Annotated in this window: 41 protein-coding genes and 1 tRNA gene; 21 read left to right on the plus strand and 21 right to left on the minus strand. The window is 39.9% G+C overall.

Going from position 1 to position 25,768, the window contains the following annotated elements; all coding sequences use genetic code 11:
- Position 1 precedes the first annotated feature (1 nt).
- The 21 genes from B1201_RS00865 to B1201_RS00960 all read right to left on the minus strand — a co-directional run bounded on the left by B1201_RS00865 (position 2) and on the right by B1201_RS00960 (position 12,694).
- Positions 2 to 1,435 carry a DUF4055 domain-containing protein gene (locus B1201_RS00865; RefSeq protein WP_078191935.1) on the minus strand — a complete coding sequence of 478 codons (1,434 nt, stop codon included), beginning with the start codon at positions 1,433 to 1,435 and terminating at the stop codon, positions 2 to 4.
- Position 1,436: 1 nt separating this feature from the next.
- On the minus strand, positions 1,437 to 2,723 hold the full coding sequence (locus tag B1201_RS00870) for a terminase large subunit domain-containing protein (protein WP_078191936.1): 1,287 nt from the start codon (positions 2,721 to 2,723) through the stop codon (positions 1,437 to 1,439).
- The gene (locus tag B1201_RS00875; protein WP_078191937.1) at positions 2,662 to 3,204 is read right to left on the minus strand and encodes a DUF2280 domain-containing protein; all 543 of its coding nucleotides are present in this window, start codon (positions 3,202 to 3,204) and stop codon (positions 2,662 to 2,664) included. Before B1201_RS00875 ends, B1201_RS00870 begins: the two co-directional genes overlap by 62 nt.
- 54 nt (positions 3,205 to 3,258) lie before the next feature.
- On the minus strand, positions 3,259 to 3,462 hold the full coding sequence (locus B1201_RS00880; RefSeq protein WP_078191938.1) for a hypothetical protein: 204 nt from the start codon (positions 3,460 to 3,462) through the stop codon (positions 3,259 to 3,261).
- A 71-nt stretch (positions 3,463 to 3,533) separates the two neighbouring features.
- Positions 3,534 to 4,157 carry a putative metallopeptidase gene (locus tag B1201_RS00885; protein ID WP_078191939.1) on the minus strand — a complete coding sequence of 208 codons (624 nt, stop codon included), beginning with the start codon at positions 4,155 to 4,157 and terminating at the stop codon, positions 3,534 to 3,536.
- Positions 4,158 to 4,190: 33 nt separating this feature from the next.
- Complete coding sequence (locus B1201_RS16880) at positions 4,191 to 4,880, minus strand: DUF6988 family protein (RefSeq protein WP_171263713.1); 690 nt, start codon at positions 4,878 to 4,880, stop codon at positions 4,191 to 4,193.
- A 47-nt stretch (positions 4,881 to 4,927) separates the two neighbouring features.
- Positions 4,928 to 5,440 carry a hypothetical protein gene (locus tag B1201_RS00895; RefSeq protein ID WP_078191940.1) on the minus strand — a complete coding sequence of 171 codons (513 nt, stop codon included), beginning with the start codon at positions 5,438 to 5,440 and terminating at the stop codon, positions 4,928 to 4,930.
- 43 nt (positions 5,441 to 5,483) lie between these two features.
- Entirely contained in the window at positions 5,484 to 5,723 is a 240-nt protein-coding gene (locus B1201_RS00900) for a hypothetical protein (RefSeq protein ID WP_078191941.1), read from the minus strand.
- A 68-nt stretch (positions 5,724 to 5,791) separates the two neighbouring features.
- The gene (locus tag B1201_RS00905) at positions 5,792 to 6,064 is read right to left on the minus strand and encodes a hypothetical protein (RefSeq protein WP_078191942.1); all 273 of its coding nucleotides are present in this window, start codon (positions 6,062 to 6,064) and stop codon (positions 5,792 to 5,794) included.
- The gene (locus B1201_RS16885; RefSeq protein WP_171263714.1) at positions 6,057 to 6,230 is read right to left on the minus strand and encodes a hypothetical protein; all 174 of its coding nucleotides are present in this window, start codon (positions 6,228 to 6,230) and stop codon (positions 6,057 to 6,059) included. The genes B1201_RS00905 and B1201_RS16885 overlap by 8 nt, the downstream gene beginning before the upstream one ends.
- Before the next feature lie 385 nt (positions 6,231 to 6,615).
- Positions 6,616 to 6,691, minus strand: a tRNA-Arg gene (locus B1201_RS00910).
- Positions 6,692 to 7,397: 706 nt separating this feature from the next.
- On the minus strand, positions 7,398 to 7,949 hold the full coding sequence (locus tag B1201_RS00915) for a hypothetical protein (protein WP_078191943.1): 552 nt from the start codon (positions 7,947 to 7,949) through the stop codon (positions 7,398 to 7,400).
- A gap of 10 nt (positions 7,950 to 7,959) precedes the next feature.
- The gene (locus B1201_RS00920; protein WP_078191944.1) at positions 7,960 to 8,361 is read right to left on the minus strand and encodes a hypothetical protein; all 402 of its coding nucleotides are present in this window, start codon (positions 8,359 to 8,361) and stop codon (positions 7,960 to 7,962) included.
- A gap of 9 nt (positions 8,362 to 8,370) precedes the next feature.
- On the minus strand, positions 8,371 to 8,775 hold the full coding sequence (locus B1201_RS00925) for a DUF1064 domain-containing protein (protein ID WP_078192391.1): 405 nt from the start codon (positions 8,773 to 8,775) through the stop codon (positions 8,371 to 8,373).
- Positions 8,768 to 9,160, minus strand: a complete 393-nt coding sequence (locus tag B1201_RS00930) for a hypothetical protein (protein WP_078191945.1) — start codon at positions 9,158 to 9,160, stop codon at positions 8,768 to 8,770. The genes B1201_RS00925 and B1201_RS00930 overlap by 8 nt, the downstream gene beginning before the upstream one ends.
- Complete coding sequence (locus B1201_RS00935; protein ID WP_078191946.1) at positions 9,157 to 9,402, minus strand: hypothetical protein; 246 nt, start codon at positions 9,400 to 9,402, stop codon at positions 9,157 to 9,159. Before B1201_RS00935 ends, B1201_RS00930 begins: the two co-directional genes overlap by 4 nt.
- Positions 9,399 to 9,656, minus strand: a complete 258-nt coding sequence (locus tag B1201_RS00940; protein ID WP_078191947.1) for a hypothetical protein — start codon at positions 9,654 to 9,656, stop codon at positions 9,399 to 9,401. Before B1201_RS00940 ends, B1201_RS00935 begins: the two co-directional genes overlap by 4 nt.
- Positions 9,653 to 10,627 (minus strand): DNA cytosine methyltransferase, encoded by a 975-nt coding sequence (locus B1201_RS00945; RefSeq protein WP_078191948.1) that lies wholly within the window; start codon positions 10,625 to 10,627, stop codon positions 9,653 to 9,655. The genes B1201_RS00940 and B1201_RS00945 overlap by 4 nt, the downstream gene beginning before the upstream one ends.
- Complete coding sequence (locus tag B1201_RS00950; protein ID WP_078191949.1) at positions 10,624 to 11,367, minus strand: ATP-binding protein; 744 nt, start codon at positions 11,365 to 11,367, stop codon at positions 10,624 to 10,626. The genes B1201_RS00945 and B1201_RS00950 overlap by 4 nt, the downstream gene beginning before the upstream one ends.
- Positions 11,364 to 12,257: a hypothetical protein gene (locus tag B1201_RS00955; RefSeq protein WP_078191950.1), complete on the minus strand. Its 894-nt coding sequence runs from the start codon at positions 12,255 to 12,257 to the stop codon at positions 11,364 to 11,366. Before B1201_RS00955 ends, B1201_RS00950 begins: the two co-directional genes overlap by 4 nt.
- Before the next feature lie 161 nt (positions 12,258 to 12,418).
- Positions 12,419 to 12,694, minus strand: a complete 276-nt coding sequence (locus B1201_RS00960; RefSeq protein WP_078191951.1) for a hypothetical protein — start codon at positions 12,692 to 12,694, stop codon at positions 12,419 to 12,421.
- Positions 12,695 to 13,017: 323 nt separating this feature from the next.
- Here B1201_RS00960 and B1201_RS00970 point away from each other — a divergent pair, with 323 nt between their 5' ends.
- The 21 genes from B1201_RS00970 to B1201_RS01070 all read left to right on the plus strand — a co-directional run bounded on the left by B1201_RS00970 (position 13,018) and on the right by B1201_RS01070 (position 25,681).
- Positions 13,018 to 13,698, plus strand: a complete 681-nt coding sequence (locus tag B1201_RS00970) for a LexA family protein (protein WP_171263715.1) — start codon at positions 13,018 to 13,020, stop codon at positions 13,696 to 13,698.
- Between the two features lie 108 nt (positions 13,699 to 13,806).
- Positions 13,807 to 14,925 (plus strand): XRE family transcriptional regulator, encoded by a 1,119-nt coding sequence (locus B1201_RS00975; protein ID WP_078191953.1) that lies wholly within the window; start codon positions 13,807 to 13,809, stop codon positions 14,923 to 14,925.
- A 2-nt stretch (positions 14,926 to 14,927) separates the two neighbouring features.
- Positions 14,928 to 15,461 (plus strand): DUF4411 family protein, encoded by a 534-nt coding sequence (locus B1201_RS00980; RefSeq protein ID WP_078191954.1) that lies wholly within the window; start codon positions 14,928 to 14,930, stop codon positions 15,459 to 15,461.
- Between the two features lie 218 nt (positions 15,462 to 15,679).
- Positions 15,680 to 15,928: a hypothetical protein gene (locus B1201_RS00985; protein ID WP_078191955.1), complete on the plus strand. Its 249-nt coding sequence runs from the start codon at positions 15,680 to 15,682 to the stop codon at positions 15,926 to 15,928.
- The gene (locus B1201_RS00990; protein WP_078191956.1) at positions 15,928 to 16,179 is read left to right on the plus strand and encodes a hypothetical protein; all 252 of its coding nucleotides are present in this window, start codon (positions 15,928 to 15,930) and stop codon (positions 16,177 to 16,179) included. Before B1201_RS00985 ends, B1201_RS00990 begins: the two co-directional genes overlap by 1 nt.
- A complete protein-coding gene (locus B1201_RS00995) occupies positions 16,176 to 16,610 on the plus strand; it encodes a hypothetical protein (protein ID WP_078191957.1) in 435 nt (144 codons plus the stop codon). Before B1201_RS00990 ends, B1201_RS00995 begins: the two co-directional genes overlap by 4 nt.
- Complete coding sequence (locus B1201_RS01000) at positions 16,607 to 17,629, plus strand: hypothetical protein (RefSeq protein ID WP_078191958.1); 1,023 nt, start codon at positions 16,607 to 16,609, stop codon at positions 17,627 to 17,629. Before B1201_RS00995 ends, B1201_RS01000 begins: the two co-directional genes overlap by 4 nt.
- A gap of 11 nt (positions 17,630 to 17,640) precedes the next feature.
- A complete protein-coding gene (locus tag B1201_RS01005; protein WP_078191959.1) occupies positions 17,641 to 18,480 on the plus strand; it encodes a RecT family recombinase in 840 nt (279 codons plus the stop codon).
- Positions 18,461 to 19,081 (plus strand): lambda exonuclease family protein, encoded by a 621-nt coding sequence (locus B1201_RS01010; protein ID WP_078191960.1) that lies wholly within the window; start codon positions 18,461 to 18,463, stop codon positions 19,079 to 19,081. Before B1201_RS01005 ends, B1201_RS01010 begins: the two co-directional genes overlap by 20 nt.
- Positions 19,078 to 19,362, plus strand: a complete 285-nt coding sequence (locus B1201_RS01015) for a hypothetical protein (protein ID WP_228144731.1) — start codon at positions 19,078 to 19,080, stop codon at positions 19,360 to 19,362. Before B1201_RS01010 ends, B1201_RS01015 begins: the two co-directional genes overlap by 4 nt.
- A complete protein-coding gene (locus B1201_RS01020; RefSeq protein ID WP_078191961.1) occupies positions 19,362 to 19,706 on the plus strand; it encodes a hypothetical protein in 345 nt (114 codons plus the stop codon). Before B1201_RS01015 ends, B1201_RS01020 begins: the two co-directional genes overlap by 1 nt.
- On the plus strand, positions 19,706 to 20,089 hold the full coding sequence (locus tag B1201_RS01025; RefSeq protein ID WP_078191962.1) for a hypothetical protein: 384 nt from the start codon (positions 19,706 to 19,708) through the stop codon (positions 20,087 to 20,089). The genes B1201_RS01020 and B1201_RS01025 overlap by 1 nt, the downstream gene beginning before the upstream one ends.
- Positions 20,082 to 20,381, plus strand: a complete 300-nt coding sequence (locus B1201_RS01030; protein ID WP_078191963.1) for a hypothetical protein — start codon at positions 20,082 to 20,084, stop codon at positions 20,379 to 20,381. The genes B1201_RS01025 and B1201_RS01030 overlap by 8 nt, the downstream gene beginning before the upstream one ends.
- A complete protein-coding gene (locus B1201_RS01035) occupies positions 20,374 to 20,610 on the plus strand; it encodes a hypothetical protein (protein ID WP_078191964.1) in 237 nt (78 codons plus the stop codon). Before B1201_RS01030 ends, B1201_RS01035 begins: the two co-directional genes overlap by 8 nt.
- Before the next feature lie 4 nt (positions 20,611 to 20,614).
- On the plus strand, positions 20,615 to 20,929 hold the full coding sequence (locus B1201_RS01040) for a hypothetical protein (protein WP_078191965.1): 315 nt from the start codon (positions 20,615 to 20,617) through the stop codon (positions 20,927 to 20,929).
- Entirely contained in the window at positions 20,929 to 21,198 is a 270-nt protein-coding gene (locus tag B1201_RS01045; RefSeq protein WP_078191966.1) for a hypothetical protein, read from the plus strand. The genes B1201_RS01040 and B1201_RS01045 overlap by 1 nt, the downstream gene beginning before the upstream one ends.
- Positions 21,199 to 21,317: 119 nt before the next feature.
- Positions 21,318 to 21,902, plus strand: coding sequence for an anthranilate synthase component II (locus B1201_RS01050; RefSeq protein ID WP_078191967.1), 585 nt, complete (start codon positions 21,318 to 21,320; stop codon positions 21,900 to 21,902).
- Positions 21,903 to 21,920: 18 nt separating this feature from the next.
- Complete coding sequence (gene trpD, locus B1201_RS01055) at positions 21,921 to 22,967, plus strand: anthranilate phosphoribosyltransferase (RefSeq protein WP_078191968.1); 1,047 nt, start codon at positions 21,921 to 21,923, stop codon at positions 22,965 to 22,967.
- A 16-nt stretch (positions 22,968 to 22,983) separates the two neighbouring features.
- The gene (trpC, locus tag B1201_RS01060) at positions 22,984 to 23,790 is read left to right on the plus strand and encodes an indole-3-glycerol phosphate synthase TrpC (protein WP_078191969.1); all 807 of its coding nucleotides are present in this window, start codon (positions 22,984 to 22,986) and stop codon (positions 23,788 to 23,790) included.
- 517 nt (positions 23,791 to 24,307) lie between these two features.
- Positions 24,308 to 24,880, plus strand: a complete 573-nt coding sequence (locus tag B1201_RS17090) for a hypothetical protein (RefSeq protein WP_228144732.1) — start codon at positions 24,308 to 24,310, stop codon at positions 24,878 to 24,880.
- A gap of 111 nt (positions 24,881 to 24,991) precedes the next feature.
- The gene (locus B1201_RS01070) at positions 24,992 to 25,681 is read left to right on the plus strand and encodes a Smr/MutS family protein (RefSeq protein WP_078191970.1); all 690 of its coding nucleotides are present in this window, start codon (positions 24,992 to 24,994) and stop codon (positions 25,679 to 25,681) included.
- The last annotated feature ends 87 nt before the right edge of the window (positions 25,682 to 25,768 follow it).

A 25,768-nucleotide genomic window follows, 5' to 3' on the forward strand; every position in this document is an offset into this window, starting at 1 on the left:
TTTAATCCTTATCATCTAGTGAATCAATTCCACCATCTTCACGCTTTTCAATTTTCTTAACGATGTCTTCCCATTTATCTTCTGGGAAAGTACCGGTCTGCTCGTAGTGATACCAGACATACATTGGTAATTCACCTGCAAGACAAGCTTCGTAAATCAATTTTGAGCGTGTTGGGTCATATTTTGGTTTATTGAAGTCCTGAGCAATCGTAAAGCTCAGCTCATCCACTTTTAGATCATGTTCAGGCATCACAAATTTGGCACACCAGCGCAGTGCATTGGTAAAGGCTTCAGATACATTCGCCACAACGAGTGACAAAACTGAATGTTGAACTGAGCTGTCATTGTCTGCCTGAGTCGCTGTCTTGTTAGCGGATCCAACTTCAATTAATCGAGCGCCAAGCTCTTTCATTTGGTCCCATTTATCATTCATACGCTCATAAGCCAGTCCATTTTTTTCCGCTTGGACCATCTTTGCATCCGTAGGAATACCAGAGCGACTACCTACACTGGCTCCTGACTTCTTTACCATGGCGTACTGTTCTGGCGTAATATTCGGAAAGCACAAAGTAGGCTGACCAACAATAAATGCCGACTCTTCTACATCAGCAGTACTGGTGTAATAAGACAGCTCCATAGTTGCCAACTCATACAGTGGTGCTGTACCAATTTCATCTGAGTTATCTACTGCACCACAGAAAGTGAAAGGAATATAATCCCAAGGCTGACCATGGTAATCAGTTGGAATGTACTTCTCTCCTTCTACCCATTCGTGTTTATCGTTCTTCGTATAAATTTGAACTGTGTAAACAAAGCCGCTACCACCTTCTTCAAGCGCCAAAATTCGATACTGATCTTTAGTTTCAACCTTAAATCCATTGCGGGTTTTTACCGTCTCAAGCAGTTTCACAAAACTTAGCTTTTTCTGGTTACCAACAATGATGTAATCCCAATCAATAATTGAACTAGCCTTAAGAATATGGATCATCGGAAAAGCACCTTTAGACTTTTCCTCTGCCTTACTGCGACTTGGCGCAACATTTGGAAAATCAACATAAACACCACAGCGGTAGTTTCGGTTAATTAAACGTGTTGCACGTTGAGCACTCTGATAAATAGATCGGCCTGCACCATCAGCATTGCGCTCTAAATATTCCAATTCATCTGGTTTATTGAATACTGGTGATTTGCCATAAGCCAAGCCAATATGACTTGCCAAAGTACGGCTTGTCACACCGGGGAAGATTGCGCGCATCAAATATTCTTTATAGCGGTTTGTACCATCTGGATCATTCTTTGAATTAAACAGAGATGGCTTAGGCAGGTACTTCTCTTTTGCTGCCTTAATAACTTCCTGACCACCACAAACATCATCCAACTTATTCCAAGTCGCAATGTGCTTATCATAGTCGGCATGTGTTGCTGTAATGCTCATATTAGAATCCAAACATTGGTATATCGATGCGTGTGACAGGTTTAATAATTGGGAACCGCTTAACTAAAGGGTAACCACCAGCATCACCCACATGATCTAGTCCTGACTTTTTATCAGGCGCCCCAAAATCGTCATAAACTTGTTGCTCTAGAGTTTCGGTAAATCTAGGGCACTTATTGGTGTTTACCTTTAAGGTACGCTCACCATCACCATTTAAAATCAAGGCATTAACTGAGTTGATACGATCCTTAATTGCTGGATTGGTACCATTAACCTCAACTCTCAACCCTTTGTCTCTTAAAATTTGATGATCCGATTCACTACTATTTTTAGATGATGTTGATTGCCCAGCAGCATCTGGAATCACAGTCATTTCATGAAAAGGAAACCGCTCAATAAGCAATGTGGCCATAGTTGGTGTATCACGTACTCCTACCATCTCATCCAATGCCAAAGGTTTTCCATCACGAATTACATATACAACAGCTGCCATCTTCAGGACGTTAAAGTCCATCCCAATGATCAAATGCTCATTTGGTTGAATTTCTTCATCTGTGTGATTTAGTTTTCGATCAAAGTCAGGGTAAACGGCACCACTGGTTAGGTTGACGAATTGTCCACGTAAATATGCTGAAATTAATTGAGGTGGATACGACTCGTACAGTGATGAGATATAGTCATCAGGTAGATTCTTTTCATTATCATAAGTTGACGCCTGAATCATTCCATACAATGCACGTTTGGCGGGTGTTGAATTGGCTTCTTTTACAAACTGCTCATAAGTAAACTTAAAGCCCTCTGGAGTGGTGGCGACATCAATACCATTCATCAAACCTGCTTGTTTATAACGCATACGAGCAATGATTTTTCGCCAAGCCTGTTGCGCCTTATCCTTATTCATCACATCAAGCTCATCAATCAGAGCGTGACCAATTTTAAAACCTACAATCGTTTGTGGCTTTTCCATTGAGCGGCAAATAATCGTTGTTCTATATTGCCTGCCATAATAAATATCAACTTCTTTATTTGTTTCATAGATCTTGGCTTTTAAACCCCAATCAAACGCTACTTCATCAATGGTTGGAAAGAAGATGTCTCGAATCTGCGGATAGGTAGGCGCAAAGTAGCCAAGCGGCACTTTAGGAAATTCCCAAGATTTGTCACAAAGGCTCGAACAACCTACCCAAGTTTTTCCACTACCAAAACCAGCAACAAAGGCCCTGAATTTATTCTTCAGCTGAAGGAAGTTCGCCTGCGGAACATTCAGTGTCGGATTGATGTTCGGCATTTGATTTACTCGCATTTACAACTTGAATTGTGACTTTTACGGGAGTTGGATCATCTGCCCCCTCACCATCGCCATTTTTGATTTTGTCAATTTCAAGCTGCTTTAATTGAATATCTAAAAGTTGAGCATCATGACCGTGCATTTCATCTTTGATCTGCTTAATGATGCCTTGCTTCATGTATCTATTTTCACCCCACCCGTAATACATCTTCTGTAGCTCGGTAAGGCGTACAGCTTTATTGGCTAAAGGAATGTCATAAACATTAGACCTAAATTCAGTCCTTGTTTTTTGAAAAAGGTCTTTAAGCTTTTTACTTAAATTCCGTCCAGAGTGTTTTGTCGGGTCGTATAAAGCCACCTGCTGGCGACTAATTTCAATTTTAAATTCCTGCTTTACAGTGTCCGCTACTTGTTGAGGGGTTTCAAAGCAAGCAAGAGACTGGACTATAAAGATTTTTACAGGCTCTTTTAGTGCTGCCACAGCCACCTCTCCGTAAAGCTACGTAAAGCACGATAGATAAAAAAAATCCCCTGCTTAGGGGATCATTTTGAAATGCTTTAATGCTTCTTCAACTTTATCTCTGTGCTTTTCAGGGCAAGGTTTAACTCGCTCTTTGCCTTGTCTATTTGATCGCATAGCAACACCATGTTCTGATTTAACATGAGCAATCCAGCATGGTTGAGCTGTAATACCGTGTTTGCCTTTTATGAATTCTTGAATCTGCTTATATGTAGCCATATCACCCCCAATTTTTACCTAACTCTATTAAATTTAATGTCATTAGAAAAGTAGAAATGTGATCCTTTTTATCAAGCCAACTTCAATAAACACGTACCGCATGCATGAGCAATTTTTGCCTTAGAAATTGTTGGTCCGTTATTCACAAGCTCTGCCATTTTATGAATTCCTGAATGCCCACCATAACGCTGTACCACACCAAAAAACTCTTCAACATCATGTCCGCGTATTTGTAATACTGCATGCCCTGTTTGGCTGTCATAACATGGCCCACCATTCGGGCTAATCTTTTGCTTTAAGTGATAAAGCTCATGTTCAACCAAGGCCATGAATGATGAATCAGAACAGTCAGAGCAATACCGTGCGTCCAATGTGATTAACGCTTTTGGTAAAAACCCAAACCATTTAATCAATTGCGCTTCTTGTCTATATTTCTTCCACCCACTTGCTTGAAACTGAACAATCTCGGCTTGACCTAAAACCACACGACCTTGTTTTTCAAATGCACTTTCAGCCCACAGGAATCCAATGCCTGTGTGCCCAATCAAATGCATGTGGTCTTTGTTATATACATCGCTATTTGGATTAAGAATTGTCTCTTGCAGCCAATCATGAATATCAGTAGCTGGTTCAAATAGAAATTCTTCCGACCAGTCTTTATCAATAAGATGTTCAGGAGGGTAAGGTCTTTTCATAATCTTCAGCCATAAAAAACTCCCGAAGGAGATTTATTTTAAATATCCATCTGTATAATATTTTTCTACTTTAGCTCTCATTACAGGATCAACATCATCATCCAAATAAAAACAACTACGATATTTTTCTATTAAAACACCTATAAACTTCTGTTTATCTGGAATTGTATGCTTTAGCATTATTTGTGCAGCAGCTGTAATTAAGTTATTTGATTGACGCATCAAAACTAACAACATTTCATCTTTAAATCCCATTACATCCCTAGTAAAAGATTGCTTTCCAGTATGTACCAACGAATTTAATTGCTTAAGGTGATATTTTTTAAAATCACACAAATGATCTATTACTGGTTTAGCAGGCAAATCTGCCTTACTTAGCTTTTCCAGCATTTCACTTACCATTGGACAAGTATCACTTTCAAACTGCTCTTCAAATGTATAGCTAAAATTTAGCTTCGCTACTTGATGATTGGAAGCTATAAAAAGCAACCAGTAAGATCTAACTACTGCTTCAAATTGAGATCTAAATAGCACCATCGCTTGAATAGGTAACCCTATAGACAATAAGCTATTTACCCCAACTCCATGCTCAAATGAAATATAGATACATTGTTCAACCAACTCTAATCGAGGCCCGCAATCTATCACATCACTATCAATGATTTCCTGCTTTAATTCCCCAATCATTTGAAGTGAAGCTTCGAATAGTTTTTCTCTTTGCATTTTTATAATTCAAATATAAACCCTATTCGATCTTAAATAAGTTCAAGTTAATTATCTACCCAACACCACATCAAATCATCTGGCGTACTCAACCAACACCCATGTTTATTACAAAACGCATGTATGTCATTCAGGTACTCAGTGAACTGATCGACCGTTGCATCCGTTGTGCTAATCAATTCATTCAAGCCATCTGCCACTTGTTGATACATCGGATGATTTTGTTCTTTTAAAACTTTGACTGCGTTAAACGTGGCTCTGTACTGGCCCACATCATAACGCGCATAAATCCGAGCAAGCATGTGTTTCTTAAAATACAAATGCTCTGTGTCTTTATCTGTGCCCTGACGCTTGGACCACTGATTCATCCACATCCAATAAAGGCGATTCTGCGCCTTACTCCGGTCATCTTCTTTCTGATTGATCCGAACAACTAAAGGCTTGCCATCATTGAGCGCATTCGCATGGTGTTTGTGGATGTATGCAATAGCCCTGCCGACTTCTTCGAATGACTTGATGACAAATGTTGCGGGGTCGAGTTTTGGAGTAATCTTATTCATTTATTACTCCCATAAAAAAACCACCCGAAGGTGGTTATGTTAGTTAGGTTAGGTAACTCAACCAATCTTGCTTAACTCGCTCAATTTGTGACTGTGTTAAATTATCAAGCCCATAGATCGCATAAGTGATATCACCTTCAATCTGAGAGAAAAGTTTCATCATTCTCCCTTTATTACTCTCAACATATTCCGCTGGTAATTGATTTGAAGGAAAGAACTCTTCATCAAAAATATAATCACCGAAATCATCAAGTTTGGTAGAAAAACAAACAACTTTTTGCATGCTAAATCCTTTTAGCTATTTAAAGATGCACACCTTAAACTAATTTATTCTTACATACCAAATTTAATTTAAAACACCTCTTCCCTTTTACCCATCATCAACTCAGTCTTAACCAACCATTGCTCAAACAGCTTTTCGCTTTCTTCACGATTGCCCAACTTGAATTGATCAAACGCAGCATGGAATTTAAAACAAAGTGAAACTGTGAACTGGTCTGAACTTTTAATTGATCTACCCTTACCATGCTTTGCTGAATTGGAATGAGCAGCCTGACTATCTGGATTGCCACATCGAATACACGGCAGCTTTCTGATTTCAGCGAGTCGTTTTGGGCTACGCATATAAAGCTTCACGCAAATTCTTAATTCGATCTCTCAGCTTAATCATGATTCCATCAATTGCCAGCATCTCATTTCGCGTCAAACCAGTGCGACTCAGATTCTGATATTTCGACAGCTCAGCACTGCAAAATTCTAAGTCGTGTTTTGCCTGTACTTTGTCTGTCATAGGTACCACCAATAAGAAAAGAAAAACCCCTCAACATCTAGAATGCAAGGGGTCTTTGTATGCCGTAATACGTTCGGCAATTTTCAATCAAAAAAATGCCCACATCATTGGGGTCGACGTGGGCGAAACTTAAAATCCAAAATGTGGAGGTTTTCAATAATCGGTAAAATAGTATGTATTTTATTTGAGATCTAACTCATTTTAAAAATAAACTATTAATTACTAAGTGGTTTTAACGATTAAATTGAATTAAGTCACTTTATTTCTTTCAAACCACTACGACAAACCTTTATCTCATCACCATCAATCGTGTGATCAATTTCAACCGCACCATGGAAGCCGAATAAGCATTTTAAAAATTGGAGCATGTGGATCTCCTGAATATTGGCGCGCCCAGTAGGATTCGAACCCACGTAAGTCGGAATAGAAATCCGATGCATAATCCTTTCTGCCATAAGCGCTTGATCACCACGGTAGATCTATGCCGTGGTCCATAGCTACTCCCTACTTTGATTGCCAGTGAATAGGCACACTACTAATCAATTTTCGGTTTCGTACTGATTTTTCGGCGGGGCATCACTCCCAACTCAGATTTCACTTTCCTGCATATCCTATTCATGCTCGATGAACTGCATGGGTTGTACCCTCTTTCGCGGGGTCTAAGCGTAGCTAAATAGCTGTTTACGCAAATGCTGGCATGAACGCTCTCCAGTTAAATCACTTATGCACGTCATAAGCACCTTTATAAATTACAGGCAACAAAAAAGCCCATCAATTGATGAGCTTTTTTGGGAATATGGTGTGGCAGGCGGGTTCGAACCGCCAACTGGTTCTTCTAGATAAACCCTACAGTTCTATTTTTGCATCTTAGAGCCCTACTGCCACATTAGCCAGCTGTAACCATGGGATAAAACTTTTTTCATACTTGTACTACCTTTTAATTCATGAAGAAGCTGCAATTTAATAAAAATGTATTCTATCGTGGATAGAAGTGACGCATATTGCAGTAGGGCTCTAAGAATATAGCTTATTGTTAAAACTGTAGGCATGTCTATGAGGCCGACCGTCAAGCCTACAAAGACACACACTAAACTTTTTTGGTCTCGGATAACCGTAATACGACCAGTATAGTAAAACTATACCCTAGTCATCAGAATAATGATAGCCCTATGCTCGCAATTCTTTGTAAGTATTTTTCTTGTACTTTTTAATTGCACTCGACGCTTCATCAATTGCAGATTCAAGCGCCAAACTCATTAAATCCTCATACGGTTTCCAAGTTAAACGGTACACATTAGTTGTCATCTGCATCGAATTAATCCCCGCATAATACAATCGACCTTGCGCTGTAAAATTCCCTTCAAGCTCAGGATTCAAAGCAAAGTCAATTACCATGCGGGCAATCAAGTATGCCAAGTGATTCATAGTGATATGCTCAGGCTCGCGCTTCTTATCATCCTTAGCATTGACCAACATAATTTTAACCAAGTGATTGCGCACATACTCATAATCACTTTCACACTTCCCATCAAAGACAATAAGCGCTGTAACTGACTTTGCAAGCTGCGTCTCCATACTCGCAATCGCACCCAACCGATCTTCATAATTCAAAGGCTTCTCCCCAGTACCATGTGCCTGCGGTTCAAAGTTTGGTGACTTCGCTGTAATTCCCTTAGTCAACCATTCAAAAGGTTCAAATTTCTCTGCTACTGCATTCATCCCTAGTCCCTCAAATTTCATCTAATGTTTTAAAATCAACTTTCTTTAAATTACGTACCGCATAAGCTAGGTTTCTAATTTCAATTGTGTCGTTGTGAAGTTTGTTGTATTGCTGAGTCTTTTTAAGTAAATCTGCCTCAAGGTTTTTAATGCGTCTTTCACTTGATGCCCTCTCCTGAGCGCGAACCTTTGATTTAATCGCTTTCACTTGCTGGCGATATTGTGGAAACTGTTCAGCACCCCAGTTCTGAAAATACTTGCGCATAAAATCAAAGAAGCGACCATGCTTACCAAAAATAAAGATTGTGCAAAATATAAAATCAATCTGAATAATCTTTGGTAGTGACTCATGCCCAAACTCATGACGATGACGCACCCATAATCCTGTTAAGCCCGCAGTAATTAAAATCATCCCAATCCCTCAAACTTCTCTAATATCGATATCGTGTACTGTTTTCATCAAGTGTTTCTTATTGCGATAACTCGGTAAATTTCTCGTTCCCGGCGACTTCACATCCTCAACAATCAACTCCCCATTACTCAGGTATGTAAAATCCGCGTAATACCTCAATTCGGGTTTAGCCCTCTTCTCTCCTTCCAGTTTCACCTTAGGTGCCAGTACAAATTTGACCTGACACTTAAGCTCTGAAATTTCACCCCTTTGCATTAACGCTGTAAGCTCGATATAGCGCTTATATTCCTTGACGCTATCAAACTTCATTCCATCCTTTTCAGTGCGCTGTGCGTTGTATTTGCTGCGCCCTGACTTTGGTTTAACCTTAGGCGCATAGTTAGCGTGATATTCAGCGAGTGAGATGCTAGTCACCATCACCTCGCAGGACTTTTAGCTCATCGTTTAATCGTTCATTTTTCGCAGTTAAACGCATGATCTGAAGACAATCCCTAGCCTGAAGCCCTTTAATTCGCTTGTATTCCATTTCAGCATCTGTCAGGCGTAATGATTTCTGAGTGAGTTTGTTTGCTAATTGGCATCGACGATTGCGATGTTCATTTTTTAAATAAATCGCATCATCCCGCTCTTTCTCCAACCCCTCTTTTTCCGCTTTAAGTTGATCAATCTCCGCCTGACGAGCGTCCCAAATCATTCGACAAGCTTTTTTCAACAATATCGATTCTTCACTATGTGTTTGATCGATAGTTGCTTGAATGTTGGGAAACTTAATTTTAAAAAATTCTTCAAATTCACTCATCCCTCAATCACCCTCGTCGTTGGCGCAATATGATTGCGAATGTCTGATACGTTGTCAGTGCGGTCGTGGTCGGCGATGGCAGCACTAAGATCATCGTACGTAAACCCCTCACTTGATCTGTGCCACATCCCATTTATGACTGTGAACTTCATATCATCAGGACAACCAAGATTTTTAAGCATCCCTAATAAATTGCGTGCCTGCTCTAATCCATGGTCTTCAATAAATTGCTGTGCTTTCATCCCTTCACCCCGAATAGTTGTTTTGCTTTATCGGTTGGTAAGACGCTTTGAGGAGAGTTTCTTTTCCCATCTCCGAGCACATAACCAAGTTTTTCTAAAGAATTTACGTATCGCTGAACAGTTCGATAACTCGTATTGGTTACAACGTTATCAAGCACTTCTTGCACATAAGTAGCCCTACCTCTGAATGTGATAAACAGCAGAATATCCATCGTTGTTTCAAACATGTGTCCGTGTGATTGGCTTATGCTCATGCTGCACCACCTAAATATTCAAATGCGCTTTTTGCCACGATTGGAACTTGTCCATTTCCAATGGCTTTAAGTCTGTCCACCCGATGGGCCACCCCATTAGCCACTCGACCCAGTTGGGATTCAATGCCCCAGATGTGTCCGACACACTCATAGAAAGTCCGATCTGCTTCCCCTTTTGGATTCTCCGCTGGATCACTGGAGAACCAAGATTGCCTCGATCCCGACAATCTGATGCTTGCGGAGTTGGATAATTCTTTACCTGGCCCGCTAACCCATTTCTTGGATCCGCGCTCACTTGACCACGTTTGTTTCCGTCCAGTGCTTTTGGTGTAGCCCACATTTTCACAGTCGATTCCAAGCAAGGGTTTTTGCGATTTCTCTCCGATCGACAATCCTTTCGTGTTGAGTCTGATGCTTTTGGGGTGGGCAACAATCCAGATTCGGTCACGCTGATGGGGCGCTCCAAAGTTAGATGCTGAAAAACGTGCCCATTGTGCGTCATACCCCATTTCGGCAAGGTCACTGATGACTCGGGTAAGTCCTCTGGAAACAAGCATTGGTGAGTTTTCCACGAACACGTACTGAGGTCGTACTTCATCGATAATTCGTGCCATTTCTGCCCATAACCCCGAGCGCTCTCCATCAATGCCTGCACCTTTTCCGGCTGAGCTAATGTCTTGGCATGGAAATCCGCCAGATATAACATCAATAATTCCTCGCCATGGTTTTCCGTCAAAACTGCACACGTCAGACCAAATTGGGAAAGGCGGGAGAACTCCATCATTTTGTCGTTGCGCCAAAATTTGTGCTGCGTAGGCATCACGTTCAACTGCGCAGACTGTGTTCCATCCAAGCAAATGCGATCCGAGTATTCCGCCACCAGCGCCTGCGAAAAGAGCCAACTCATTTAAACCACCTGTATTATTTTGTTCAAGCCAATCGATCGTAAGGTTGTCATGTTGATCCTTCACACCCCACCTCCTACACGTTGATCCGCCCAATTACATTCCACAATCACCAGGCCATCATGTTGAAACCGTGACCAAAGACGATCACCCAAATCCTTTTGCAACTCCACCATCGTCATGTTGGAAATCAACATGGTTGGCTTAGCAGCGTCATAACGCGCATATAAAACTTTATGTACAAGCTGCAAACGATTTTCATGACGGTCATGCAAGCCGTATTCATCAAGAATTAACAGGTCATATTCAGTGAATCGGTGAATTGCGTTTGATTCATTGTCATCTGCTTTTTTCCAAGCATTCGCAATCTCATTACCCATATCTTCCGAAGTGATGTAACGAGCATATTTGCGTGATTCCAAGATGTTCCGAGCTACAGCGCATGCCAAATGTGTTTTACCTGTGCCTGTACGACCAACCATGATCAGATTACGGTTAACGCCTTGCTTGAAGTCCTTTGTGAATGCTGTGCAGTGTTGCTTGGCGTTCTGCTGACCAATGTTTTTTACGATGTAGTCTTTGAAACCGCTATTCGCATGACGAGATGGCAACTTAGCCCCTTCAAAATGCTTTTCACGAACCATGCGATTTACTTCGACTTCGTGATCCTTGTGAGCTTTGTTTAAAATCTCTGTAGCGCATTGCTTGCAAATTGCTGTTTGTCCAACTCGAACTTTTTGAACCTTGTGAGCTTCACAGAACTCCGTGCTCATTTGGATTTTTGTATTCAGGATTGATGCGTTCATACCAAATCCTCCAATTCAATGTTGTCACTGGCAGGTGCATACTGCTGAACTTCACCCCATGCATCGTTTACGTTTCGTGAGTTTTGTTTTTCAGGAATACGACCTGTTGATTTTTTAGCTTCACGCTCGGCCTTAGCCAATTGTTTTTCAAACTCCTGAAAAATCCACTGTGCAAACTTCCGAAGTTTTTGGTTATCAGTGAGCTGGTGATTGTTTTCATGGTGAGTATTAAAATTCCCAAGATGGAATTGAAAATCTTCCATGCTTAGGATTTCAGAAACTCGTTGAGAATATTTTGTAGTTCTCAAGGCAATCGCCAGTTGTTCAAGATCTGGTTTCCAATGATCGCTTTCTGAAAAATCTTCTTGCGCGTTTGTGTGTGTATTCTCTTGTTCCTGCTCCTGTTCCTGCTCTTGGCTTGCAAGGGGCTTCGAAGGGGCTTCGTTTATAACTACTTTTTTAACTGTATTTTGACGTTTTTCAGTCATGCAAAAAGCTTGACTGTATTTATCGTAAAAGCTTGCTAAATAAGGGTTTGAAGGTAATGAGTTGTATTCGTTTTGAACACCAATACTGCGCTTATCAGTACTCTTTAATTTGTCAGCAATTTGGAAGCGAGCCATTTCATGCACCCACACCATTTCGGAAGCGTGGTCATAACTGCAAAAACCTGCTTCGCAAGCCCATTGAAGCCCCTTCGAAGCCCCTTCCATGCCTAAGCCTGTTTCATGAGCTACATATAAAAGTGGCATGTAGTAAAGCCCCAACATATTTGCGTGAGGGCTAGTCATTAGATACATAGACACCACTAAAGACTCAGGATATTGTCTCAACTGTTTACCAGTCGATCCTGTCCAAAAGTGTGGTGATACTTTTCCATATTCGCGCATAGCTTCTAAGCTCCTTCGAAGGGGCTTGTAAGGGTTAAACCACTGATGAAATGAATATTTTTAGGACTTAGACATTTGCCCCATTGGGGCTGTTGTGCTAAATTAGTTTTCATATTCAATGACTCCTGTTATTTGAATTACTAAAAGCCTGATCTTGACCATCAGGCTTTTTCTTTGCCTAAATCCCTGCAAATCCCTTCCGATCCCTCATGAAATTGAACCTCGGTACTTAAATCCCGCAACAAAGCTGACACTCCCAAGCGCTCGAATGATTTTGCTTGTAAATTAAGTACATGCCACTCACCTGCTATTTCTTTTTCGAGTAAATAAGCAAGGTACTGGGCAAGATCTTTTCCTTTGATATTTGAGAGAACCTTTGCACGTTCATGGTTCTCAGGAGACAAGCGAACATGTGTAGATTTTTTATCAAGACTCATAATTTTTACCTACTTAGGGAGTCCGACTTTCAGAAGTATTTCTTTAGAAACCTTCCCCTTTGTCTTCGTCTCAATAATTTCTGAATAATTTGTTTGTCCGGTGTACTCGGTACGTGGTAGCGAGTCCTTCTCAATCCACTTGTACATAGCTCTTGGAGTTTTTCCGATCCAAGCGGCTACTGTGTAGACACCGCCAGCATCATCAATACACGACTTTAGGTTCATTTTAACCTCCAATATGAACTTATGGTTCAACTTTAACAAGAACTGATACTTCTTTCAAGAAGTATTAATATGAACCTATGGTTCTTAGGTAATTAAAAATGACTGATCATTTGGCTGAATTCTCAGATCGACTTAATGAAGCGCTCGAAAAGAAAGGTTTGCCCGTTCGTGGAAGGGCGACTGAGTTAGCTAATTATTTTAAAATCACACCTAAAGCCGCTGGAAAGTGGATAAATGGGGAGGCCTTACCTGACACAAAAAGAATTATTGACTTATCAAAATGGCTGGGCGTTGGTGTTGAGTGGCTCCTTACGGGGAAAGATGCGCCTGTAAAGCTGGATAACAATGTTGATTTATCCCAAAAGATTCCTCTTGAAGGTCGTCCTGTTCCTGTTATTTCATGGGTGGCTGCTGGATCTTTTGACCCAATCGAAACCGTCCTTAGAGACACAAAAGTTGATGAGCATCTCCCTCCACTCAAGGAGTGTGGCAAGAATGGATATGGCCTTATTGTTGTTGGAAATTCTATGAAGCCAGAGTTCAAGCCGGGCGACCGCATTTATGTCAATCCTGATATACAAGCCTTTGATTTAAAAACTGATGATCTGGTGATTATTGCTTGTAGCGGAGATACGGAAGCGACATTTAAAAAATTAATTATTGAGGGTGGTGATAAATATTTACAGCCACTTAATCCGAACTGGCCCGAACAAATCATTAAGTTGACAGAGGATTGTCGCTTAGTCGGCAAGGTTGTTGGTCTACATAGAAAATTTTAAGAAATAAAAGCCGCTATATGCGGCTCTTAAAATTTAAATTTATCGACACTATTCTTCTTTACTAAATCTAGTACAATTAAGTTATGTAATTTGGAGCTTTATGAATTAATGGCTATTCAATTGGTTGAGCACTCACCCATAGCACTTCAGCGCTATATGACTGACATGAGCTTGTCAGCGGATGAGCTCGCCCATTTAACAGGAATATCCAATAATAAAATTAATAAAGCCTTGGAAGAAAATAATGTTTTTAAGCTTAGTCAGCTAGAAAATATTGCAAAAGCACTGTATGTACCAACGGTTTACTTAACTACTCATGATTTTTTTTATGAGCGAAATAATCCTGAATTAATTGAATTTAGAAACCAAGTTAATATTTCTGAAGATAAATATAAAGAAAATGCATTAGTTCAAGAATTTTGTTTGGTAAGGGATAACTATATATCTGTTATTGAATCATTAGATGAGGAAGTTCAATCGTTTAATCTTCAGCTTACAGGTGAGAATCCAGAGCTAGATGCAAAACTAATCGTTGAATATTTTGGCTTTTATAGTCACAGCAAAAAAACGAAAAACTCTGATGATTATTTTAATGCCTGGAGAGATATTGTAGAACTCAAGGATGTTATTGTGATTGATCGAGGGCGAGAGAAGTTTGGTTCTGATGGCATGTGTCTATATTTTAGTGCAGCTCCAGTCATTGCTATTTTTAGCTCAGGCCAGTCTCCTTCAAGAAAATTATTCACATTAATTCATGAGATCGTGCATTTAGGCTTAGGTGAAAGTGTTTTTGATGGACACTTGTTAGAGTCTAACAGTAAATTAGAAAAATACTGCGATCGTGTGGCTGGCTATGTTGTTGCTCCCCCACAAATTGTCAATGAGTCTTTCAATAAAGCCTTAAATCTTGAAGATAATATTTTACTTATTCGCAAAAAGACGAAAGCGAGCAAAGCAGCAATTGCGATTCAGCTTAAAATATTAGGATTGATTAATCAAAATCAGCTAAATGAATACCTTGACTATATCAAACCCAAAGAAGGCGGTGGGTTTGGTTCAAAAAAAGAAAATATGGTTCTCAAGTATTTTGGGCATAGTTTTGTTGAGAAAGTAATGAGTGCAATGTGGCAAGATCAAATATCATCAAATATTGCAAAAGACATTCTGGGTTTTCACAAGAAATCTAAGCCTTCTGCGTTTAAAGAATTACAGCAAAAGGTATTCTAATAATGATGAAAATTAGTTTAGATACAAATGCTGTATTGGATTTTTGCTACAGAACATATCCTGAAGATGTCTTTCCTCAATTATGGGGAGTTTTGCACTCCTTTAAGCTTGCTAATACAGTCAAATTCTTTATATGTGACTCTATCTTAAGTGAAATAGAGCAAAAAATTTCTGATTATAATTATGATGAGGATATTTTTCAGAATTTCTTAGATAGATTTTCGGTTCGAAAAATCACATCAGATGAGCATGGAGCTTCTACTCTAGAGCTTAAAAAACAATTATTAAGGTTCCCCGCCTCCTCTGACTCCCATCATGTTAAGAAAGATAATTACGCTGACTTGGATGTTATTAGTCTTAGCCATCATCTTGGCTCGGGTGCTTGTGTTTTAACGTGTGAGCAAAAAGCGCCTGTGTTTAATTGGGATGCGAAATCCCATAAAGGAAACCTTAAAGTTCCAAATATATGTGAAAAGTTCTCGCTAGATTGTGGTAACTGGCCTCAGGTCTTATTAAAACTTGGAGTTGTAGTTTAATTTAAGTCAAATATCTCTTAATCAACCCATCCCTGTGATGGGTTTTCTTTTGTCTATTAAAACATAAAGATGAACAAAAAGTTCAAATAAATGTACTTTTGGTACTTTACATATATGTACTTTTGGTTCATTATTATCTCACAGACAACAAAAAGCCCCAGCGTTGCTGTAACAACCTGGAGCGTGGCCCACAACCTAACCTCGTGAGTGATTCAATTATGGAACAACAATTTTCACATAGCAATACACCAGAGTTTACTTCTAACAAAAGCCAAACATCTGCGCGTCTTTACCAACACCCTACAGCTGAAGAAATGAAGCCTTCAAAAGCTAAGAAACGTATTGGTGATTTCTTCGCTATCGCCCTACTTGTTTCAATCTTCTTTGGATTGGTGCTAATGGCTTTCTATAAACACGCGGAGCAAATGGATCGTCAGACTGTTGTGGTAATTAAGGGAGGCGTGTGATGAGTCTTAAAAAGTTTTCCGCAAATTTAAAATATGAATCTCAAGATGGTTGTGAATATTCATCTGAGTATTTCCAAAACCCAAAAAATCCTGAAGCAAATAAAGTGTTGCTTGATCTTCTTGAGCATATCTCATGGATGGGTGCCGTTGGTGGGCAAGCAGAAGCTACCAAAGCAACTTTTGAGCGTGGATATAAGCAAGGCCTAGAGCGCAAAGACTACCTAGACTCACTCAAGGAGTCCAATTCATGAACATCAAGGCTAACACTTTAATCCTTGCCCCTGTCTTCCCTGATTTTGAAGTGGCAGAGGACATTGTTATTCAAGATGGCAAGGTTGAATTCACGCTCCAGTATCGCTTCGACTTTATCAGTGATGCGTCTATCGAATGCAGCATGCCATTACTTGAGTGCACACAAGGTTTTGCAGTTGGTGATTCAGATCCACAAAACTACCATGAAATTGATATCCCTGCTTTTAAAGCAATTGAAAACACACTGGTAACTGTAATGAAAACTGATGCTGTGGCAACTAAAGAAGGCAATGAATTTGTCTTACTTCCTGAGCAGTTACGTGCGTTGAATGTGTTGATTGTGGATTGGTGTGAAGAGCAGTTTTTAAAAGAATCTGAACAGCAAGCTACTTATGTTGCTGAGGATATGGCAGAGGAGATTTACGGATGAATGCGAAATTAGAATTAGAAATCGCGGATCAAAACATTGTTGTATCTGCATTTCGCACACCAGGCGGTACTGCTGAATTATTCGAGCGCATTGCTCAAGAAGCGCGTTCACATGTTCCTGATGTGACCACTAAAAAAGGACGAGATCAGATTGGCTCACTCGCTCTAAAAATTAGTAAATCCAAGACATTTATTGAGAAGTGTGGCAAGGAATTGGTTGCCGAGCAAAAGGCTCAAATCAAGCTTATTGATGATGATCGTATTGCAGTTGTCAAAAAGTTTGATGAACTGCGTAATGAAATCTTGGCACCTCGTGATGCTTGGGAACAGGCTGAAAAGGATCGTCTGGCAAAGCATGAAAATCATATTGCAACTATTCGTATGGTTGCCTCATTAACTACCGCTACTGATAGCGAGTGGACAGCTTTTACCATCAAGGAAGCGATTCAAACGCTTGAAGATAAGGTAATTGATTCTTCTTTTGAGGAATACGAACAAGAAGCAAAACTTGCCAAACTTGAAACACTTGAATCTTTACGCACCGCCCTGACCATTCGTGAAAAATACGAAGCCGAACAGGCTGAATTAGAACGCCTTCGCCTTGCTGAACAGGCTCGATTACAGCGTGAACATGAAGAGCGTATTGCCCGCGAAGCTGCTGAAAAAGCTACTCGCGAAGCGGAGGAAAAAGCACGTTTTGAAGCTGAACGTGTACAGCGTGAAAAGGCTGAGGCAGAACAGCGTGAAGCTCGATTAAAAGCTGAAAAAGAGGCTGCTGAATTGCGCGCTGTGCAAGCTGCTGAGAATGAGCGTAAGCGCATTGAGGCTGAACAGTTTGCTCAGGCTGAGGCTGCACGTAAGGCAGAAGAGGCACGTTTGGCTGATGTTGAGCACAGAAAGCAAATCTGTGGCGAAGCGCTTAAAGGCTTGACTGATCTTGGTGTGAGTGTTGATCAAGGTAAAGCCATTCTGAACGCAATCAATAAAGGCTTAGTTCCTCACGTATCGATCAAATTTTAAGGAATAAGATTATGAATGCAGTAGCTCAAACAAATCCAGTATTGCCAGTAAATTCACAAACTTCAAACCTTGTGCTTGATCCAGTGGCGATGCAAAACATGGTGTCTTTTGCGGACTTTATGAGTAAAGCAACTATCACTGTGCCAAAACATTTACAGGGACAACCTGGTGATTGTCTAGCTGTAACCATGCAAGCTATGCAGTGGGATATGAATCCTTTTGCAGTGGCTCAAAAAACCCATATTGTGAACGGAAATCTCGGTTATGAAGCTCAGTTAATTAATGCGGTCATTATCTCTAAGGGACCTATTGTTGGCCGTCCTGATTACGAGTGGTATGGTGACTGGTCAAAGGTAGATGGTAATACTTGCAAAGCTCATGATATTGGCGTCCGCACTTGGGTAACTATTAAAGGCGATTCAAATCCACGCGTGCTTGATGTTTCATTTGCTCAGGTTGGTACTGTTCGTAATTCGCCATTATGGGTGAATGATCCCAAGCAGCAAATTGCATATTTAGCAACTAAAAAGTTGGCACGCCTTCACTTCCCTGATGTGATTTTGGGTGTTTATTCAGAGGATGAACTGCTAGATCACGCACCAATGATGGATGTAAACCCTACTGAAAGTAATGCTGAATATTTGAAATTTGAAGCAGACCACTTGCCGCATTTTCAAAATGAGGCTCAGTATGGATCGGATCGATTGAGCTCTGCGTATGCAAACCTGCCTAAAGGTGAACACAAACGTATTTTTTGGACCACTCATTCAGTAAATCTTAAACAAATAGCTGAACTAGCTGATCAAGCATTAGCACGACAAGGGGAAACTTATGACCATTCTCCAGCGTAGTGAAGGTTGGTTTGCAGATCGCTGCGGCAAAGTGACTGCAAGCCGCATTAAAGATATTGGCGCAAAACCAGTTAAAGGCAAGAAATACAACGCCCTAACATTAACAATTCTTTCTGAGCGCATTACTGGCGTTCAGGAGGAAACTCCAACCTCAAAAGCAATGCAATGGGGTATAGATCAGGAAGAAAATGCGATTGCCGCTTATGAAAATGAGACGGGTAATTTTGTTAAAGGCACGGGGTTAGTTGATCACCCGGTCATTAAATTAAGCGGTGCATCGCCTGATGGATTAATTAATTTAGATGGTCAAATTGAGGTTAAGTGCCCTGCTACAACAACTCATTTGAACACGTTACTCACTAAAGAAGTGCCTGCGGAATACATCCCGCAGATTACTTGGCAATTGGCGTGTACTCGTCGCAAATGGTGTGACTTTATTAGCTTTGACCCTCGCCTGCCTGAGCATCTGCAAATTGTGATTATTCGGGTATTTGCGAAAGATTTGGACATTGCAGGTGTTGAGCAAGCAGTTATTAATTTCAACATTGTCGTTGATAAAGCAATGGCTGAGCTCAACGCAGAATATGAGGTGCCAGCATGATCTTCCGCATCAAAAATAAACATGCCGACGGCTTCAAAATTTGGTTAGAGAAGCTCGGTTATGTGAAGAAAGTCCTTGCAGATGGTAGCTGCACTTTTAGTGGAAAAGGCACACGTAAGGCTTTGAGCTATGTGTTTGTAAAGAATGATTTAACGGGTAATTCTGCATGCCAAGCGTTATTTGATGAATATGAAATGCACTTGCGCAGCCCTGCTATATCAGATGAAACGAATGAAAATTTAGCGCGTGTCGTGGCTAATCAAATAATGAAGGTGGCGTAATGGAAGTAAAACAATTAGAACCGGCTGAAATTGTACGTAGTGAAATGGGTACTTGGACTCATCCTGAGTATGCAAAATATTTAGCTGAAAAATTTGAAGATGCTGAGTGGATCGATCAAAAAGATTGGGATGAGTTAAAGCGTCACTTCAACATTGATACAGTGACTTTATGGATGGAAGGTTGTGTAAACGGTGACGATTGGGAAGCCATGATGGATGATTGTGATATCACCAAGTGGGACCCAATTGCTCCAAATGGTTTCTTTTTAATTGATATTCATTTTGGTGAAGATGATGCATACGCATTGTTTGCCCGTAATAAACGTGAAGTCGAGGTGGCGTGATGGATATTCAAAAAGAAAGAGAAGCGTTTGAGCACCATCTGACTGACACTGGTCTTGTTGAGTTTGCTGGATATGGTTTTGAAGTTGATGAGTGTGATGAATATTTACATGAACCAACTCAGGTTGCATGGGACTCTTGGCTTATTGGGTTAGGTAGATCCAAAGCCCAAGCGGTGCTGGAATGGATTGACTACACAAAGCAGTCACCGCGTATTGATGGTCGCTATCAAATATTTATCAGCGGCGAGCAAATTACTGCTGACTGGCAATCACCTTTTGGATTTTCAGATCCAGTTGAAGGTGAGGCGCTTATTCAGGAGTTGATTAGTCACTGGGGAATGTTGCCTGAACCGCCGAAACCACAGGAGTCAGCCAATGACTGAAAAACAAGTTTGTGAAGTCTGTAACGAAAAAACAGGCAGTGCAGAAAAAGTTGAAAGCATGATTATCTGTGATGATTGTCACGTTTATTTTGAATGCATGGACTGTGCAAATGATAGTTTGGGTGAAGCTTGGTCTAATTTTGAGAAAGCAAATCCCGATAAAAAGTGTACCGAATGCATGGTTTGTGGTGAATGGGTTGCTCTAAAAGAAATAACTGAACATGATTCATGTCCTCGATGTGGCGGCGATCTAAATGACGTAGAGGAAACACAGGAGCCAGCCAATGACTGAAGCTAAAAAAGAACAGTGTGTAAATACTGGTAACTGGGTTGAAATGTGCGAATTTCTCAGTGAGGTGACTCGCAATCAATATGGCGACATTCAGGGTCTAACCATGAGTAGACGTGACATTGATTCATGTCGGCTTGAAATTGTAGCTGGTCGATTCAAAAAGAATCGCGTTGCTTTAAATTTTTGCCCTTTTTGTGGTGTTGATATTCGCACTGAACATAAGGAATAAGCCAATGACTGAAATTCAATTAACAAAACCTCAATTCGCCCAGCTCCAAATTGACAACTTAACGTCAAAAGACATGCCCTACTTTGAAAACTGGGATGCGCAGGAAATTGGACTGTTTAATGCGTTTGTGAATGCAGTCGATTACGACAATGAGTTTACGTTCAATATGCGTGGTTGGTCACGTCAGCGCGTAGTGAATGGCACAGGTGGCATGATCGAAGTAAATGAAATGAATGCGGATGAGCTATACCACTTGTTTAGTTGTTATTTGAGTGGGTTGCCTAGAAATGTGATGGAAAGTTTGAAGGAGGTGTCTTGATGAAATCCAATGCTGAACATGAATTGCTTCAAGCTATCTTTAATGAAATGCAAGAGCTAAAAAAAGCTATTCAAAAAAAGGATGAGCGTCGAGTAAATGTGAGAGAGTTTTCCCAACGATTAAATATCTCAATCCCCTCTCTTTATTCTCGTATTAATGATGGTGTGATCCAAAAACCAAATAAGGATGGAAAACTAAGTTACTGGCTGAATAGCTATGTAAATGAAGTTGTCACACAGCCCTCAAACTCTGATAAAGTAGCCGCTTAAATTAGCGGCTTTTTTAATTGCGCTAAATTTAAGCAAAAATTCTAATGTGAGTAACATTGTGAGTAACAATTATATTAATTAATTATTACCACAATAAAAATCAGAGGTTTACATCCAAAATGCTTCTAATGATCGACAATTATGACTCTTTTACCTACAACATCGTCCAATATTTTGGCGAGTTAAATCAGGAAGTAAAAGTTGTACGTAACGATGCCGTGACATTGGAAGATATCGAGCGATGGCAACCGAAGTATTTAGTCATTGGTCCTGGCCCTTGTTCGCCAAGTGAAGCAGGCATTTCAATTCCTGCGATTCAACACTTTGCGGGAAAAATTCCTTTACTGGGTGTGTGTTTAGGCCACCAAGCCATAGGACAAGCTTTTGGCGGCGATATTATTCGCGCTAAAAAAGTGATGCACGGTCGTTTATCTGACATGTATCACAGCGATCAAGGCATTTTCAGCAACCTCCCTTCTCCATTTGCCGCTACTCGCTATCACTCTTTGGTGATTAATCAAGCGACTTTGCCAGAATGTTTAGAAGTGACCTGCTGGACCAATGAAGAAGATGGCACGATGGAAGAAATCATGGGAGTCAAACATAAGACATTGCCTGTCGAAGGCGTGCAGTTTCACCCTGAATCGATTCTTAGTGAACATGGCCATCAAATCTTTAAAAACTTCTTAGAAATTTACGCATAATCGAGTGCAAAAAATATTATGAATATTCAACAAGCTTTAAATAACATCACGAAAAATATTGAACTCACTCAACCTCAAATGGAAGAAGTGATGCGCACCATCATGCAAGGTGAAGCAACCGATGCTCAAATTGGCGCACTGATGATGGGCTTACGCCAAAAAGGTGAAAGTATTGATGAAATCACTGCCGCAGCACGTGTAATGCGTGAGTTTGCGATCAAAATTGATGTCAGTGATCTGCCACATTTGGTGGATATCGTTGGTACAGGTGGTGATGGTCAAAACTTATTTAACGTCTCTACTGCGTCTAGTTTTGTTATTGCAGCAGCAGGTGCAACCATTGCTAAACATGGTGGTCGTGGTGTTTCATCAAAATCAGGCTCTTCTGATCTTTTAGAACAAGCAGGAATTAACCTTGACCTTAACATGCAGCAAACTGAACGCTGTATTCGTGAAATGGGCGTGGGTTTCCTCTTTGCACCTAATCATCATAAAGCCATGAAATATGCTGCTGGTCCACGTAAAGAATTGGGCTTCCGTAGTATTTTCAACCTACTTGGCCCGCTTACGAATCCGGCCGGCGTAAAACGTTTTGTGATTGGTGTTTTCTCTACAGAATTATGTCGTCCTATGGCTGAAGTTTTAAAACAACTCGGTGCAGAACATGTCTTGGTGGTGCATTCTAAAGATGGTTTAGATGAAATTAGCCTTGCATCAAGTACTTATGTTGCAGAACTCAAAGATGGCGAAGTCACTGAATGGGAAATTCAACCGGAAGCTGTAGATATCGAATCGCAAACCTTAACAGGTCTATCTGTAGATAGTGCTGCGGAAAGTCTAAAATTAATTAAAGATGCTTTAGGTAAAAACAAATCTGCGCTCGGTGATAAAGCCGCGAATATGATTGCCCTAAATGCAGGTGCCGGTATCTATGTTTCAGGCTTAACCAATAGCTATAAACAAGGTGTTGCATTAGCACATGACATTATTTATGGCGGTCAAGCACTAGAGAAAATGGGCATTTTGTCTGAATTTACGAAAACTTTAAAAGAATACGAAGCTTAAGATTAGGACTCAAATCATGGTAGATATAGCCAATACAATTTTAGGTAAAATTGTTGACCGTAAAAAAGAAGAATTTGCAGCCCGTCTTAAACAACGTAGCTATAAAGATGTCGAAGAGCTAGCTCAAACAGCTACACCTGTTCGAGGTTTTGCACAAAACCTCGGCTCTAAACGTCCGGGGGTGATTGCTGAAATTAAAAAGGCATCACCATCGAAAGGCATCATTCGTGAAAACTTTAACCCTGCTGAAATTGCGCAGCAGTATCAAGATGCTGGTGCGGCATGTTTGTCTGTTCTCACCGATGTGGATTTTTTCCAAGGTGCCGATGAAAACATTCAGATTGCACGTACGAACTGTGACTTACCTGCGCTACGTAAAGATTTTTTAATTGACCCTTATGGTGTAATTGAAGCACGCGCTTTACATGCGGACTGTATTTTATTAATCGTGGCTTGTTTGTCTGATCAACAACTCGAAGAAATGTCGAAAACTGCTTTTGAGCACAATCTCGACGTGTTGGTTGAAGTACATGACGAAGAAGAACTTGAGCGTGCAATGCGTCTTTCTGACAACTGTCTACTAGGCGTCAATAACCGTAATTTAAAAACCTTTGATGTTGACCTCAATACATCATTACGTTTGAAGAAGTTACTTGAGCCTTCTCGCCTGCTGGTCACAGAAAGCGGTATTGCAACACCTGCGGATGTTGCCATGATGCAAGAACATGACATTCATGCCTTCTTGGTCGGTGAAAGTTTTATGAAGCAGCCACGCCCTGATCAGGCGTTTAAGGAGCTGTTTGGTGTGCCTGATAAAATATAAATGAAATATGTAGGGTGAGTTCGCTCACCCTTTTTCTACTTTGCATCCATATTAAAAAAATTACACATCCTTTTTATAATTTTTATTCAATAGAGAATTAATAATAATGAAGTCGATTATTTCTTCTACTCTTCTATTCATTTCATTAATCTTGGTTTCACTACACCAGATAAGTTGGGCAAAAAAATATAACTCTTTATACTGGCTCACCGTATCATATTGACCAAAATCATATCCTCTACTTTAATATTTCCACTATGCCCGAAGGCATCATTGCTGCGCAGATTGACCTAAATCAAATTTTTCCAAATATAAATACTAACGTGCTAAAGGGCAAAAATTATGATTTCAATAATAATCAAATTGAAATCATTAGTTATCAAGGCTTACCAATAGTCATTAATTACTCAATCAATACTAAAAACAAGAATATTGAAAATTCAATCTCTTTTTCTATGTCTAAAGGACATAAAATTCTTTATCAAAACCAATCAATATTAAATCTCACCCTATTTCCATGGAAAAATTAAATCATTTTGAACAGATTTTTTATAAAGATACCCCTCATTTATTGAAAAAGAATTTAGCTGATGAGCCATATTTAATAAATATATTCATGTTCCATGCAGCAATAAATGATTTTGATGATATGAATGATTTTTTCCAAAATGCGATAAAGAACCTGACACAGAAAAATGATATTGATAATTATGAAAAAGCCAAAAGTTTGTATCTTGAATATTTAAATTTTGGTGAAAACAATGAATTTTATGATACCACCTTAATTATGGCGGCTATCGAGCACACAGATATTTCTTTCATCAAAAAAATGAAGCTGAGAAAAATAAATGAACTTGTAGTAGATGAAGTTGAACCACAAACATATTATTTCACTAGATGCTCCCCATTAGGTAAAGCTATCCGCCTAAATCAATATCAGATAATTTCTTATTTACTTGAAAAAGGCGCTTCAACCGAAATCGTGTGTATTTCTAAATTTAATGAAGAACAATCAGCATTAGCTCTTGCAGAACAATATAAAAATAAAAAAGTTATTAAATTAATTAATTCAACTTTGAAGCCCAAATAGGACTTGTAATGAATTAAGAGATCTTCTTTATATAAAGTCTTTCCAGTTCAAATCAGTGCCATTTAAGGCTATAATTGCTCTAAATTTTTGTATATTTCCCGTTTTTTCATTATGAGCAAACACGATTCTTCGCTTTCAAAAGATCAGTACAACCTACTGAAATCTTTTAAAAAGCAAATTACGAATCCACATTCCTCAACGATTGCTAAACAGCCTGAGCCAACGCCAAAGACTGTTGAACAAGAGCAGGAAGAAGACTTCGCGCTTTTCCAAAAGCAAATGCAAGGTGTTCAAAAAATGAATGCAGGAAATATTGCAAAAATGGAAAAAGTGGGTCGTAAAAAACCTGATGCGCAAACGTTGGCTAAACGTGCTGCTGCAATTGGTCCTATGGAAACAGATGATGCATTACTTTCTGATACGCAAGCGATGCTCAACCCTGTTGCCAGTCAAGCTGCTTTAAGCTATCGCATTGCAACCTTACAACATAAAGTTTTTGAAGATTTAAAAGCTGGTAATCTACGTTGGTTCGAAGCAGTCGACTTACACGGTTGCACTGTTGAAGAAGCCCGTTCTGCCGTGCTGCAAATTATTCAAATGGCGAAAGATGACAATCAAAACGTCATTAAAATTGTGCATGGCAAAGGACCAGAAGCAATTTTAAAAACTTATGTAAATAGTTGGTTACGTCAACACCGTGATGTATTGGCATTTGTGAGCGCCCCAGAAAAACAAGGCGGAACAGGTGCTGTCCTGGTTCTGCTTAAACGTGCAGAAAAGAACCCACAGTTTAAACAATAATCGGATTTAACTCCAAAAGAAGGCATTGTAATAGTTTTCTGCTACAATGCCGTCCTTGTTCAATCTCTCAGTGTAAGTGAACACGTC

The sequence above is a fragment of the Acinetobacter sp. ANC 5600 genome (genome assembly GCF_002018395.1).
GTDB classification, from domain to species: domain Bacteria; phylum Pseudomonadota; class Gammaproteobacteria; order Pseudomonadales; family Moraxellaceae; genus Acinetobacter; species Acinetobacter amyesii.